9 protein-coding genes and 1 pseudogene are annotated in these 13,879 nt (G+C 66.0%); 6 read left to right on the top strand and 4 right to left on the bottom strand.

Annotated elements, in window-relative coordinates:
* Positions 1-120 precede the first annotated feature (120 nt).
* Positions 121-1,038 carry a formate dehydrogenase accessory sulfurtransferase FdhD gene (fdhD, locus tag G3N58_RS26605; protein ID WP_241017246.1) on the bottom strand — a complete coding sequence of 306 codons (918 nt, stop codon included), beginning with the start codon at positions 1,036-1,038 and terminating at the stop codon, positions 121-123.
* A 122-nt stretch (positions 1,039-1,160) separates the two neighbouring features.
* On the opposite strand from fdhD, the gene G3N58_RS26600 reads away from it, so the two are divergent.
* Positions 1,161-1,637: a nitrate reductase associated protein gene (locus tag G3N58_RS26600; RefSeq protein WP_205990288.1), complete on the top strand. Its 477-nt coding sequence runs from the start codon at positions 1,161-1,163 to the stop codon at positions 1,635-1,637.
* Between the two features lie 401 nt (positions 1,638-2,038).
* Positions 2,039-5,140, top strand: coding sequence for an EAL domain-containing protein (locus G3N58_RS26595; RefSeq protein ID WP_206000644.1), 3,102 nt, complete (start codon positions 2,039-2,041; stop codon positions 5,138-5,140).
* A gap of 12 nt (positions 5,141-5,152) precedes the next feature.
* Here G3N58_RS26595 and G3N58_RS26590 read toward each other — a convergent pair whose 3' ends face one another.
* Entirely contained in the window at positions 5,153-5,548 is a 396-nt protein-coding gene (locus tag G3N58_RS26590; RefSeq protein WP_167035848.1) for an acyl-CoA thioesterase, read from the bottom strand.
* A 307-nt stretch (positions 5,549-5,855) separates the two neighbouring features.
* Here G3N58_RS26590 and G3N58_RS26585 point away from each other — a divergent pair, with 307 nt between their 5' ends.
* Positions 5,856-7,763, top strand: a complete 1,908-nt coding sequence (locus G3N58_RS26585; protein ID WP_205990286.1) for an ABC transporter ATP-binding protein/permease — start codon at positions 5,856-5,858, stop codon at positions 7,761-7,763.
* A 106-nt stretch (positions 7,764-7,869) separates the two neighbouring features.
* On the opposite strand, the gene murU is transcribed toward G3N58_RS26585, so the two are convergent.
* Together murU and G3N58_RS26575 are read right to left on the bottom strand one after the other, a co-directional pair.
* On the bottom strand, positions 7,870-8,589 hold the full coding sequence (murU, locus tag G3N58_RS26580) for an N-acetylmuramate alpha-1-phosphate uridylyltransferase MurU (RefSeq protein ID WP_206000642.1): 720 nt from the start codon (positions 8,587-8,589) through the stop codon (positions 7,870-7,872).
* A 3-nt stretch (positions 8,590-8,592) separates the two neighbouring features.
* A complete protein-coding gene (locus G3N58_RS26575) occupies positions 8,593-9,660 on the bottom strand; it encodes a phosphotransferase (protein ID WP_167035857.1) in 1,068 nt (355 codons plus the stop codon).
* 268 nt (positions 9,661-9,928) lie between these two features.
* Here G3N58_RS26575 and G3N58_RS26570 point away from each other — a divergent pair, with 268 nt between their 5' ends.
* The 3 genes and pseudogenes from G3N58_RS26570 to pdxA form a co-directional block, all read left to right on the top strand.
* Positions 9,929-12,256, top strand: coding sequence for an LPS-assembly protein LptD (locus G3N58_RS26570; protein WP_240158595.1), 2,328 nt, complete (start codon positions 9,929-9,931; stop codon positions 12,254-12,256).
* 65 nt (positions 12,257-12,321) lie between these two features.
* Positions 12,322-13,686, top strand: a complete 1,365-nt coding sequence (locus G3N58_RS26565) for a peptidylprolyl isomerase (RefSeq protein WP_346778302.1) — start codon at positions 12,322-12,324, stop codon at positions 13,684-13,686.
* Between the two features lie 14 nt (positions 13,687-13,700).
* Positions 13,701-13,879, top strand: a pseudogene (gene pdxA / locus G3N58_RS34305) (4-hydroxythreonine-4-phosphate dehydrogenase); the annotation flags it as partial.

Below are 13,879 nucleotides of genomic sequence, written 5' to 3'. Positions count from 1 at the left end.
TATTGCCGCTTTATTGCTTTATCGCTTCGATCGGCCTTGCCCCGCTGGCGCAGATGTGCCGTAGTTGAAGCGGCGTGAGCCGAGATGGCGCAGTTCGGGGCTTGCCGCCGCTTCAATCGCTCACGCTTGCGGCGGCTGCCCCGTGTCGTAATCGACGTAGCTGCTTTCGCGGCAGAAGCTCACGAGCCGCACGCCCGCCTGACGCGCAATCGTAATCGCCAGCGAGGACGGCGCGGAGATCGTCGCGAGCATCGGCACGTCGACGCGCGCGGCCTTGCGCACGAGTTCATAACTCGCGCGGCTCGACAGAAACACGAAGCCGTCACGCGTATCCGCGCGATCGAGCACGAGCTGGCCGATCAGTTTGTCGAGCGCGTTGTGGCGGCCGACGTCCTCGAACGCATGGCGGATCGCGCCTGCCGCATCGCACCACGCGGCCGCGTGCAGGCCGCCCGTCAGACGCGTGAGCGCCTGATGCTCGGGCAGGGCACGCGCGGCGCGCGCGATCGCATCGGGCGCGAGCCGTTGCAGAAAGCCGGTGTCGGGCACGCGAGCCGGCTTCAGATCGAGCAGATCGATGCTTTCGATCCCGCATACGCCACAGCCGGTGCGCCCCGCGAGCGCGCGGCGCTTTTCCTTCAACGCGACGAACGCCTGTTGCACGACCTGTAGCTGCACTTCCGCGTGCGGCAGCTCGCCATCGTCGTGCAACTCGACCTCGATGTCCCGAATGTCGCTGCCACGCTCGACGATGCCTTCCGAAATCGCGAAGCCGACCGCGAACGCTTCGAGGTCGCGCGGCGTACACATCATCACCGCATGCGAAATGCCGTTGAAGACGAGCGCGACCGGCCATTCCTGGCCGACGTGATCGGTGACGGTTTCGACCTGCGCGCCGCGATGCCGGCGCACCTCGCGCTGCACCGCGCCGGGTTGTTCGGTGGCGTCGTGGTCCGTGCCGCCTCGCTGAGCGTTATTGGGCGCGTGGTCCTGGCCGATTCCCTGCCCGCCGTTCTGCCCGATTTCCTGTCCGTTCAAGCTGCTTTGCTCCTGTACCATGCCGCGCTCACGGGCGTTTGCCCGCGATGTCGCGCGAATAAGGTTCTAAAATACCTCAAGCGACGCCCGCATGCTGTCCGTCACCGCGAAGGAGCCTGGTCATGGCACTCAACGAAGCCCCGCTTCTGTTCGACTTCGAAGTCGCGTCTTCGGAGAATTTCACCTATATCCCGATGTCGGTGCGCTTCAATCTCGATCGTTTCGGGCTGCGTATTTCGCTCGATCAATGGCAGCAGTTGCCGCTCGAAGACCGCAAGCTGCTCGCGCGCTTTCCGGTCGACGAGGACATCGAAACCGAACCGAACTTCGATCACGCGCTGTTCGAAATGCTGCGCACTCACGCGAACGTCGAGCCGGAGTGGTTCACGCCCGAAGCCGCCCCCGCATGGCGCCGCATCGACGACGTGCCCGCAGGCGTCGCGCATCAGGCGGGACTCGCGGGCCTCGCCGCGCCGAGCGTCGCGCGCTGGGCCGAACTCGATCCGTTCAAGCGCTACGTGCTCGCCAAGCTGTCGCGCAAGCCCGAGGCGAATCACGACTTCGTCCCGGCGATGAAGGAGTTCGGCGCGGCCGGCTAGGCGCGGGCGCTTGTCTTGCGCGTGTCGTGCCGCGATCGGCGCGACGTGCCGTTCATCGGCGAGGCAAGGTCCAACATCGTCCTGTCATAGTGCAATGCGATTCTATAAAAGAGTCAGCATTGCGATACTGATCGAACGCTCGATCCACGAAGGGGCTCCAAAGAAGCCACCTCGCTTTCGGTCCCAGCGCGACGTATCCCGAGCCTCGCCCCGCCTCTCGCCCTCTACCTCCGATCGCTCGCGGCCGCTATCCCGCGACGGTATTTTTTCCTTCCCTCCCTCAATCTTTTCGCAACGCGGTCGTTATCCATAAGTTAGCGCGTAAAAAGATTCGCATCGATGCCGCAGGACGCACCGAAAGCGAGCGCTTCCGCCCTCGGCACGATTGACGTTCGGAATCCATGAATTCTTTCTTATCGAAGCGGCTGCTGATCAACCTGGCGGTCGTCGTCGTGGCGGTCGGCGCCAACGCGTTGGTCGCCTACACGCAGATCCGCGGACAAAGTGACGCCGACGTGCGCATGTTGCGTTCGACGAGCGTGCGCCAGCACCTCGATGCCTACCGGGCGACGCTCGACAACGCGCTTGCCGCGCTCGGCCGCTTCGAAGCGTCGGGCCAGCGCGCGCCGCTCGACACGGCCGCCGCGACGAGCTCGAAGCTCGTCAGCCTGGAGCTCGAGCTGCGCGACGACTTCACGGACGAGCCGTTGATGAGCGGCGCGCTGACCCGGCTTTCCACGGACAGCCTCGCGCTGCAACACGACATCGACGCCGAGCGGCAGAGCGCGGCCGCCGTGCCGGAGGCGTCGAGCGAGGCGGCCACGCCCACGCGTCTCACGCCCGCGCTCAGACGTGTGCAGGCGGCGCTCGCCGCGCTGCGCGCCGAGGAAAACCGCGCGTTGCAGAACTCGCTCGCAGCGGCGGCGAGCGACGGCGAACGCGCGACTTTCGTGCTGATCGTGACGATGCTCGCCGGCAGCACGCTGCTCATCATGACGTTCGGCGCGCGCGAGAGCAGCGCGCGCGAAAAGCTGCACAGCGCCCGCGCGCTCGTGCGCGGCGAACAACGCTTTCGCAGCCTGTTCGACGATCACGCCGCGCCGATGTACATCTTCGATCGCGAGACGCTGCGCTTTCTCGCCGTCAACGCGGCCGCGGTCCAGCAATACGGCTACTCGGAAAGCGAGTTTCTCGGCATGACGATTCGTGCGATCCGCACGCAGCCCGAGATCGCGCGCCTCGAAGCGCATCTCGCCCGCTGCCCGGCAGTCGTTCACGGCCACACGATGGCGGGCATCTGGCGTCACCGCCGCAAGGACGGCACGATCATCAGCGTCGACGTGTCGTATCACGCGCTGAACTTCATGGGCTGCGACGCGTTTTTCGTGCTTGCCGACGACGTCACCGAGCAGATCAATGCCGAAGCCGAAGCGCGGCGCTCGAACCAGATGCTCGAAGCGGTGATCGACAGCATTCCGCAGCGCATTTTCTGGAAGGATCTGAACTCGCGCTATCTCGGCTGCAACATGGCGTTCGCGCGCGACGCGGGGCTCGCGTATCCCGAGCAGGTGGTCGGCAAGAGCGACGCCGATCTGCCGTGGAGCAAGTTCGCGAGCGAGATGACCGAATACGACACCGAAGTGGTCAGCACCGGCGTGCCGCAGATGAACTACGAAGTCGAACTGATGATCGACGGCGAGTACCGCACGCGCATCACGAGCAAGCAGCCGTTCACCGACGGCGACGGCCGCGTGATCGGCGTGCTCGGCTCGTACCAGGACGTGACCGAGCGCAAGCGCGCCGACCTCGCGCTGCGTCTGCAAAGCCGCGCGCTCGACGCGAGCGTCAACGCGATCCTGATTACGGCGCCGTCGCCGGCGGGCAATCTGATCGAATACGTGAACCCGGCCTTCATGCGCATCACCGGCTACGATCCCGCCGAGGTGATCGGCCACGACTGCCGCGTGCTGCAACGCGACGACCGCGAGCAGGAAGGCGTCGCGCTGATCCGCGAGGCGCTCGCGGCGAACCGCGAGGTCAGCGCGGTGGTGCGCAACTATCGCAAGGACGGCGCGCTGTTCTGGAATCAGCTGTTCATCGCGCCGGTGCCGGATGCGGATGGCGTGATTACGCATCACATCGGCGTGATCAACGACGTGACCGAGTTGATCCGCTATCAGGAGCAGCTCGAATATCAGGCCAATTACGATAGCCTCACGCGGCTGCCGAACCGCAATCTGCTGCGCGACCGGCTCGAACATGCGCTCGTTCTCGCGCGGCGGCATCACAGCGGCGTGGCGGTCGTGTTCCTCGATCTCGACGGCTTCAAGAACGTCAACGACAGCCTCGGCCACAGCGTCGGCGATAGGCTGCTCGGCGTGGTCGCCGAACGGCTCACGCGCTGCTCGCGCACGAGCGACACGATCGCGCGGCACGGCGGCGACGAGTTCGTGATCGTGATGACCGACACCGTCGACGAAAAATCGCTGATCGCGTGGATGGAGCGCGTGCGCTCGTCGATCGCGGAGCCGGTCTGGCTCGACGGCAACGAGTTGTACGTCGGCTGCAGCATGGGCGCGAGCCTGTTCCCGCAGGACGGCGACGACGCCGAAACGCTGATGAAGAAGGCCGACGTCGCGATGTATCGCGCGAAGGACATGGGCCGCAACACGTTCCAGTTCTATCAGCCGGAGATGAACGCGAGCGCGGGCGTGCGCCTGAATCTCGAACGGCGTTTGCGCCGCGCGCTGCGCGACAACGAGTTTCTGCTGCATTACCAGCCGCAGGTCGATATCGGCAGCGGGCAGATCGTCGGTATCGAGGCACTGGTGCGCTGGCATGACCCCGAGGTCGGGCTCGTGCCGCCGTCGTCGTTCATTCCGCTCGCGGAAGAGAGCGGGCTGATCGGTCCGCTGTCGGAATGGGTGCTGCGCGAAGCGTGCCGCCAGAACAAGGCGTGGCAGGACGAGGGGCTGCCGCCCGCGCGCGTGTCGGTGAACCTGTCGGCGCGCGTGTTCCAGCAGCGCGACATCGCGAAGCTCGTCATGCAGGTGCTCGCCGAAACCGGGCTCGAACCGAAATACCTCGAACTCGAACTGACCGAGAGCACGATCATGCGCAATGCCGAAGAAGCCGTGTCGATGCTCAACGAACTGCACGCGCTCGGCATCGGTCTCGCCATCGACGACTTCGGCACCGGCTATTCGAGCTTGAGCTACCTGAAGCGCTTCCCGGTGGATCGGCTCAAGATCGACCGCTCGTTCGTGTCGGACATCGGCGTCTCGGGCGACGACGAAACGATCACCTCGGCGATCATCGCGCTCGCGCATTCGCTGAAGCTGCAGGTGATTGCCGAGGGCGTGGAGACGTCCGCGCAACTCGATTTCCTGCGCGAGCGCGAGTGCGACGAAATGCAGGGCTATTACTTCGCGAAGCCGTTGTCGACCGATGCGATTTCGGCGCTGCTGAACGGCGGACTGGTGAAGGAGCTGGAGACGGCCTGAGGCGCCGGCGGCTCAGCCGAGCGCGGGCAGCGGGCGTGGCCGGCGGTTGCTGTCGGTGGCGACGTAGGTCAGGGTGGCTTCGGTGACCTTCACGACTTCCTGGGCGAGGCTCATGCGCTGCGCGTAAACCTCGACCGACACCGTGACCGACGTGTTGCCGGTCTTGATGATATCGGCGTAAAAGCTCAGCAGATCGCCGACGAACACCGGCTGCTTGAACAGGAACGAATTGACCGCAATTGTCGCGACACGCCCGTTCGCGCGACGGCTTGCCGGGATCGAGCCGGCAATGTCGACCTGGGCCATGATCCAGCCGCCGAACACGTCGCCGTGGATGTTCGCGTCCGCCGGCTGCGGCATCACGCGCAGCGCGCAGGATTTGGACGGAAGTTGCAGAAGATCGGTCATCGGGACATCCTTGGGAAACGTGTTCACGCGTATCGGCGTATGGGCTGGAGCGCCTTGACCGTGGGCCCCGGGCGGCCGGCCGGGGCGTGACGCCCGCGGCCCATGAAAAGCGGCGCCAGCCGGCTTCTGCGACAATGCGAAGATCAGGAATTGTACGGGAAAGCGCCCAGCGCAGCGAAGCGCGAGCCGCCCGAAGCGTCACAGGCAGGATCGGGCGCTGCGGCCGGCTCGCCCGGGTCATGTGCGGTGCGAACCTCACGCGTCGCCGCGCGCTCCGGCAGTTCCACCTATTTCCCCAGCCGACCCCATGCGCCGCTCGCCTTCGTCCGAACCCTCGCCGATTTCCACCCAGCCTCGCAACGACTGGCAGACGATCCTGTCGCTGCTGCCGTACCTCGCCACCTACAAATGGCGCGTCGGCTTCGCGCTGAGCTGTCTGATCGGCGCGAAGGTCGCCAATCTCGGCGTGCCGATCGTGATGAAGCGCATCGTCGACAGCCTCGCGTCCGTGCAGCATCTGACTGCGCTCGGCCGCGCCCAGGACGCGCCCGGCATCGTGCTGCTCGGCGGCGTCGGCCTGCTCGTGGTCGCGTATGCGGTGGTGCGCCTGTCGACCTCGTTTTTCACCGAGCTGCGCGAGATCCTGTTTTCGAAAGTGACCGAAAGCGCGGTGCGCCAGCTTGCGCTGAAGGTGTTCCGCCATCTGCATGCGCTGTCGTTGCGCTTTCATCTCGAACGGCAGACGGGCGGCATGTCGCGCGATATCGAGCGCGGCACGCGCGGCATCACGCAGCTGATTTCCTATTCGCTCTACAGCATCCTGCCGACGCTCGTCGAAGTCGGTCTCGTGCTCGGCTTTTTCGTCGTCAAATACGAGGCCTATTACGCGATCGTCACGTTCGTCGCGCTCGCGGTGTACATCGTGTTCACGGTGAAGGTCACGGAGTGGCGCACGCATTTTCGCCGCACGATGAACGAGCTCGATTCGAAGGCGAATTCGCGCGCGATCGACTCGCTGCTCAACTACGAAACCGTCAAGTACTTCGGCAACGAGGAGTGGGAGGCGAATCGTTACGACGAAAACCTCAAGCGCTATCGCGCGGCGGCGATCAAGTCGCAGCGCTCGCTGTCGGCGCTGAACTTCGGGCAGCAGGCGATCATCGGCACGGGGCTCGTGTTCATCCTGTGGCGCGCGACCCAGGGCGTAATGGCCGGGCGCCTCACGCTCGGCGATCTCGTGCTCATCAACACGTTCATGTTGCAGCTCTATATTCCGCTCAATTTTCTCGGTGTCGTGTATCGCGAACTGAAGCAGAGCCTGACCGACATGGACCGCATGTTCTCGCTGCTCGGCGCGCCCCGGGAGGTGCCCGACGCGCCCGCGGCGGCGCCGCTCGCCGTGGCCGGCGCGCAGGTGCGCTTCGAGCACGTGAGCTTCGCGTACGAGGCCGCGCGGCCGATTCTGCACGACGTGAGCTTCACGATCGCCGCCGGCACGACGACGGCGGTGGTCGGCCATAGCGGCTCGGGCAAGTCGACGCTCGCGCGCCTGCTGTTCCGCTTCTACGATCTCGACCGCGCGACGGGCGGCGCGATCGTGATCGACGGGCAGGATATTCGCGACGTCACGCAGGATTCGCTGCGCGCGTCGATCGGCATCGTGCCGCAGGACACGGTGCTGTTCAACGATTCGATCTACTACAACATCGCATACGGCCGGCCCTCGGCGACGCGCGACGAAGTGATCGCGGCGGCGCGCGCGGCGCATATCCACGAGTTCATCGAGAGTCTGCCGAAGGGCTATGACACGCCGGTCGGCGAGCGCGGGCTCAAGCTCTCGGGCGGCGAGAAGCAGCGCGTCGCGATTGCGCGCACCGTCCTCAAGAATCCGCCGATCCTGCTGTTCGACGAGGCGACGTCCGCGCTCGATTCGCGCTCCGAGCGCGCGATCCAGCACGAACTCGACCAGATCGCGCGGGAGCGCACCACGCTCATCATCGCGCACCGGCTCTCGACGGTCGTGCACGCGCAGCAGATCATCGTGATGGACAAGGGGCGCATTGTCGAGCGCGGTACGCACGCGGAGTTGCTGCGCGCAAATGGACTCTTCGCGCAGATGTGGGCGTTGCAGCAGCGCGCCGCGCAGACGCCGGACGCGGTGGAAGGGGCGGACCTGAAACAGGGCGAGGTCGGAGCGGACGCCGGCGCGCGGTGATTGCCGGGGCAGCGGGCTCTACTTCGGGCTGGGCTCGCGCGGCGGGCAACTATGTCCGCCTTCGGTTCCGTGCACCCGCCTGCGGCTCAGTACACCCACCTGCGGCTCAGTACACCCGCAGCAGCCGATCGAGCGCTGCCAGTTGTTCCGGGGTCCCGACGTTCTCCCACAAGCCTTCGTACAGCTCGCCGCTCGCGAGGCCGCGCGCGATCGTCTCGCGGTAATACGGGCTCAGCGCGCACCGCGTGCCGCGCGGCAGGGCGCGGAACATGCGCGTATCGTAGAGCCCGATGCTGCCGAACGTGAGGCGCGGCGGCGTATCGAGCGACAGCACGCCATCGGCGAAACCGAAGTCGCCGTTCGGGTGGAACGGCGGGTTCGGCACCATCACCAGATGCATGCCCGGCTCGGGCAGCGCGCGCAGGCGTTCGGCATGCGCGGTAAGCGTCGTGTAATCGAAATCGGCATACACGTCGCCGGCGACCGCGACGAACACTTCGCTCGCGCCCCCGTCTTCGAGCAGCGGCAGCGCATAGGCGATGCCGCCCGCGGTTTCCAGCGCCTCGCCCCCTGGTTCGGCCGAATAGCGCAACTCGATCTGCCAGCGCGAACCGTCGCCGAGCGCGGCTTCGAGCTGTGCGCCGAGCCACGCGTGATTGATGACGATCGTCTCGATGCCGGCCCGCGCGAGGCGCTCGATCTGCCATACGATCAAGGGCTTGCCGCCCGCTTCGAGCAGGGGCTTCGGACACGCGTCGGTCAACGGGCGCATGCGCTCGCCGCGGCCCGCGGCGAAAATCATCGCTTTCTTCACGGAGAGGCTCATCGCTCAGAAGGTGTAGCCGACTTCCTGCGCGCGGCCTTCGAGGTCGTCGAGCAGTTTCGCGAACGGGCGCAGCGGCGCGTAACGTTCCGCCACCTTGCGTGCATAGCCGATGAAGCGCGGCAGGTCGTTCATGTAATGCGCCTTGCCGTCGCGGTAGTGGATCCGGCAGAAGAGGCCCAGCACCTTGATGTGGCGTTGCAGCCCCATCCATTCGAGCTGGCGGTAGAACTCGCCGAAATCGGCATCGACGGGCAGGCCGGCTTTTTTGGCGCGCTCCCAGTAGTACGCGAAGCAGTCGAGTTCGAACTCCTCGTCCCAGCTGAGGAAGGCGTCGCGCAGCAGCGATACCACGTCGTAGGTGAGCGGGCCGTACACGGCGTCCTGGAAGTCGAGCACGCCGGGATTGGGCTCGGCGATCATCAGATTGCGCGGCATGAAATCGCGCAGCATGAAGCCTTGCGGCTGTGCGCGCGCGCTCGCGATCAGCAGCGCGAACGTGCGATCGAGCAGCGCGCGCGTGGCGGCGTCGACCTCGCGGCCGAGGTGCCGGCCGATGAACCACTCGGGCATGAGCTCCATCTCGCGGCGCAGGAACGCTTCGTCGAACGGCGGCAGCACGTCTTCGCGCGAGCTCAGTTGCCAGCGGATCAGCGCGTCGAGCGCGTCGCGCATCAGCGCGCGGGCCGCGCGCGCGTCGCCGCTCGTCTGCGCCCCGGTCAGCGCGCCGAGGTACGAGGCGGTGCCGAGGTCGGTGACGAGCATGAAGCCCGCGTCGAAATCGACTTCGAGCACGCGCGGCACGTGCACGCCGGCCGCGTCGAGCAACTGCGCGATCTGCGCGAACTCGCGGCATTTTTCGGGCGGCGGGGCGTCGACGGCGATCAGCGTGGCCGCGCCGTTGCCTTGCGCCGCCTTGCCGGCGAGCCGGAAATAGCGCCGGAAACTGGCGTCGGACGAAGCGGCAACGAGGCTGTCGGGCTCGAGCGCATGGCGTGCCGCGTGGCTTTGCAGCCAGGCTTTGAGCAGGGGGAGACGGGAGTCGGTGAGGTCTGGGTTCGAAGGCGGCGTCATGAAAAGCGGCGGCAAATTCTGGGGGGCAACGTCTTGCCATATAATACCCCACGACTTTTTTGACGCGACTCGCACGCCCGCTTGCGCGTGTTTCGTTCCACCGCCCGCCCTATCGTTCGGCAACCTGTAAATCCTGACGTGCAGCCGACTGTCACGGTCGCGGTGTGCAGGCGGTGGATCGCGATGACGCAAGCGTTGGCACGGGCCGATTGCCAAACGATACATGCCGCCTAGACAGCTTTCCAAAATCAATTCCTCCTGTGCAGTCATGCCGCGCAAAAGGCGGCTCGTCGCGGCGTTGATCGCCGTTCCGGGCCTCATGCCCGCGCTGGCGCACGCCCAGCTGGCGGGGGAAGCTGCGCAGCCGCAGGCGATCGATCCGCCGTGGGGCATGCAGCTTGCTCCGCAGCTCGAAGAGCATCCGCTGCAGACGGGCCAGCGGCCCGCCACCTTCGTGCTCGGCGACCAGGCGAGCGGCACGATCGACCAGGATCTGGCGGCCAAGGGCTCGGCCGAAGTGCGCCACAACACGGCCGTCATCAAGGCCGACGCGCTGCACTACGATCAGGACACGGACATGGCCGACGCCTACGGCAATGTCCACGTGGTCAACACCGGCAACACCTTCATCGGGCCCGAGGCGCATCTGCGCGTCGATTCGACCGAAGGCTTCATGAACGCGCCGAAGTACCACTTCAACATGACGGGCGGCTCGGGCAGCGCGCAGCGCGTCGACCTGCTCGACGCCGAGCGCTCGGTGTTCACGAAGGGCACCTACACGGCCTGCTCGTGCACGGACAATCCGGCCTGGTACATCAAGGGCAGCGAGTTCGATTTCGATACCGGCGCGGACGAAGGCGTCGCCTACAACAGCGTGCTGTTCTTCCAGGGCGTGCCGGTGTTCGCCTCGCCGTGGCTGTCGTTCCCGCTCTCGGGCGACCGGCGCAGCGGCCTGCTGCCGCCCACGTTCTCGCTGAGCTCGTCGAACGGCTTCGAACTGTCGGTGCCGTATTACTTCAACATCGCGCCGAATCGCGACCTGACGCTCACGCCGCGCCTGATCTCGAAGCGCGGTGTGCAACTGCAGAGCACGTTCCGCTATCTGTCGCCGACGTACTCCGGCTCGATCACGGGCGAGTTCCTGCCTGACGATCACCTGACGAAGACCAACCGCTACGCGCTGTACATCCAGCACAACCAGAACTTCGGCAACGGGTTCGGCGGCTACATCTACTACAACAAGGTTTCGGACAACACGTATCCGGAAGACCTGTCGTCGTCGGTCAACCAGTTCATGAACGGCACCCAGCTCCTGTACCAGCAGGAAGCCGGGTTGACCTACAACAACGGACCGTGGTCCGTGCTCGCGCGCGAGCAGCACTGGCAGACGCTGCAGCCGTCGGTCGCGCCGTACGGCCGCGAGCCGCAGTTGAACGTGAAGTACGCGAAGTACAACGTCGGCGGCTTCGACTTCGGCGCCGAGGCCGACTACACGAACTTCCGCATCACGACGGCCGACGTGACCGAAGGCCAGCGGGTGCTGTTCAACCCGTACCTGTCGTATTCGGTGGTGGGGCCGGGCTACTTCGTCACGCCGAAGATCCAGTGGCACTTCGCGTCGTATAACCTGAACAATATCGGCACCGACCTGTCGGGCGTGTCGAATGCGCAGAAGAATTTCACCGAGTCGATCCCGACCTTCACGTTCGACACCGGGCTGACGTTCGAGCGCTCGGTGCGCGTGTTCGGGCAGGACTACATCCAGACGCTGGAACCGCGCCTGTACTACGTGTACACGCCGTACCGCAACCAGGACAACGCGCCGCTCTTCGACACCGCCGACTCCGACTTCGGCCTCGCGGAAATCTTCACGCCGAACACCTTCGTCGGCAACGACCGGATCGCCGACGCGAACCGCCTGACCGTCGGTCTCACCACGCGCTTCATCAACCCGGCCACCGGCGACGAACGCGCGCGCTTCGTGATCGCGCAGCAGTATTACTTCCAGGATCAGCGCGTCACGCTGGAGCCGAGCCAGACCAGCACCGAGGCCACGCACTCGGACCTGATCGCGGGCGCGTCGGTCAAGCTGGGCGCCGGTTTCGCTTCGGAAACTGCGTTCCAATATAATGCCGACAACAATCAGCTCACGAAGACGAGCGTCGGCTTCGGGTTCAGTCCGGCGAGCGGCAAGGTGATCAATGTCGCGTACCGCTACACGCGCGCCAACACCACGCTCGACAACGAGCCGATCAATCAGGTGCTGATTTCGGGCCAGTGGCCTCTGTCGCATCGGGTGTACGGGGTCGGCCGCTTCAATTACGACCTCGGCGGCCACCGGATCGTCGACGGCCTGATCGGCCTGCAATACGACGCGGACTGCTGGACGCTCGGCGCCGGTATCCAGCGCTATGCGAACGGCCTGAACACCTCGGGGCAGAATCAGTCGAGCACGCGGTTTCTGGCGCAGTTGACGTTCAAGGGGTTGTCGAGCGTCGACAACGGGCTGATGACCGCGTTCCGCACCAGCGTGGCCGGTTACACACCGTTGCCGCCGCCGCCACCGCCGGAGTCGAGGTTCACCAACTACGAATGACGGTCGCCCGGTCATTCATGGCTTGCGAAAAGACGGGCGAAGCGCCCGACATCATTGGAGTATCTGTGGCAATCATGAAACAGCTTCGCTTGGCAACGCTCGCGGCGGCTCTCGTCGCCGTGGCGTCTTTCCTTCCGGTTGCGCCGGCGCAGGCGCAGGCATTGAGCGACAGTGGCGGCCAGACGGTCGACACGATCGCCGCGGTGGTCAACAACGGCGTCATCACGCAGCGTGAGCTCGACGAACGCATGGGCCTCATCACGCGCCGGCTGAACCAGCAGAACGCGCCGGTTCCGCCGATGGAGCAGTTGCGCCAGCAGGTGCTCACGCAGATGGTGCTGGAGCGCATCCAGCTGCAGAAAGCCAAGGAAGACGGCATCACCGTCGACGACGCGGCCGTGCAGCACACGCTCGAACGTCTCGCGCAGGCCAACAACATGACGCTCGCGGTGTATCGCGCGCGCATCGAGTCGGAAGGCGTGCCCTGGACCACCTTCATGAGCGACGCGCGCACCGAGCTGACGCTCTCGCGTCTGCGCGAAAAGGAAGTGGACAGCAAGATCACGGTGACGGACGCCGAGGTCGTGAACTACATCGCGAGCCAGCGCGGTCCGAACGCCGGGCAGACGAACGATCTGCACATCCAGCACATTTTCCTGAAGGCGCCGCTGAACGCGTCGGAGACCGACATCGAAGCGGCGCAGAAGAAGGCTGACGCGCTGCTCGCCGAAGCGAAGGGCGGCGCGAACTTCGAAAAGCTCGCGAAGGCCAATTCGCAGGCGCCGGATGCGGCGAAGAACGGCGGCGACCTCGGTTTCCTCGCGCCGTCGAAGCTGCCGCCCGAGTTCGTCACGGCCGCGGCAACGCTGCGCCCGGGCGAGGTCGACCCGCAGGTGATCCGCACCAACGACGGCTTCGAGATCGTGCGCCTCGTCGAGCGCCGCGCCGGCCAGGGCACCACGGCGGACGCGCCGAAGCTCGTGCAGACGCACGTGCGCCACATCCTGCTGCGCGTCGGCGACGGCATCTCGGAGCCGCAGGCGCGCGAGAAGCTGCTCGACATCCGCAACCAGATCGTCGCGGGCGGCGACTTCGCGAAGTTCGCGCGCACCTACTCGCAGGACGGTTCCGCCTCGCAGGGCGGCGACCTCGGCTGGATCAGCCCGGGCGAGACGGTGCCGGAATTCGAGCGCGCGATGAACTCGCTGCAGGACGGCCAGATCAGCGAGCCGGTGCGCAGCGAATACGGCTACCACCTGATCCAGGTGCTGGGCCGCCGCGATGCGGAAGGCTCGGTCTCGCAGCAGATGGATCTCGCGCGCCAGGCGATCGGCCAGCGCAAGGCGGAACAGGCCTACGCCGACTGGCTGCGCGAATTGCGCGACACGGCTTACGTGGAAGTGAAACCGGTCATGTCGAGCGCGCAGTAAGCGAGGTCGTCACCATGACAGGCGTCGCCCAGTCTGCCCAACTCCCGCTGCAGATCGCGATCACGACCGGCGAGCCCGCCGGCGTCGGTCCCGAACTGACCGCGCAGGCGTTGGCCGGGGCGGCGGCGCACTGGCCCGGCGCGCAGTTCACGGTGCTCGGCGACGCGCCCTTGCTAGCCGGACGCGCGCGCGC

The sequence above is a fragment of the Paraburkholderia sp. Ac-20342 genome (assembly GCF_017104985.1).
Taxonomy (GTDB): domain Bacteria; phylum Pseudomonadota; class Gammaproteobacteria; order Burkholderiales; family Burkholderiaceae; genus Paraburkholderia.
Note: the sequence above shows the minus strand (reverse complement) of the source record. Positions and strands in the feature narration are given on the sequence as shown.

Excerpts from the sequence above, each read along its gene's own strand:
- G3N58_RS26600 (WP_205990288.1), top strand. The coding sequence starts at position 1,161 with ATGGCACTCAACGAAGCCCCGCTTCTGTTCGACTTCGAAGTCGCGTCT.
- G3N58_RS26595 (WP_206000644.1), top strand. The coding sequence starts at position 2,039 with ATGAATTCTTTCTTATCGAAGCGGCTGCTGATCAACCTGGCGGTCGTC.
- G3N58_RS26590 (WP_167035848.1), bottom strand. The coding sequence starts at position 5,548 with ATGACCGATCTTCTGCAACTTCCGTCCAAATCCTGCGCGCTGCGCGTG.
- G3N58_RS26585 (WP_205990286.1), top strand. The coding sequence starts at position 5,856 with ATGCGCCGCTCGCCTTCGTCCGAACCCTCGCCGATTTCCACCCAGCCT.
- murU (WP_206000642.1), bottom strand. The coding sequence starts at position 8,589 with ATGAGCCTCTCCGTGAAGAAAGCGATGATTTTCGCCGCGGGCCGCGGC.
- G3N58_RS26575 (WP_167035857.1), bottom strand. The coding sequence starts at position 9,660 with ATGACGCCGCCTTCGAACCCAGACCTCACCGACTCCCGTCTCCCCCTG.
- G3N58_RS26570 (WP_240158595.1), top strand. The coding sequence starts at position 9,929 with ATGCCGCGCAAAAGGCGGCTCGTCGCGGCGTTGATCGCCGTTCCGGGC.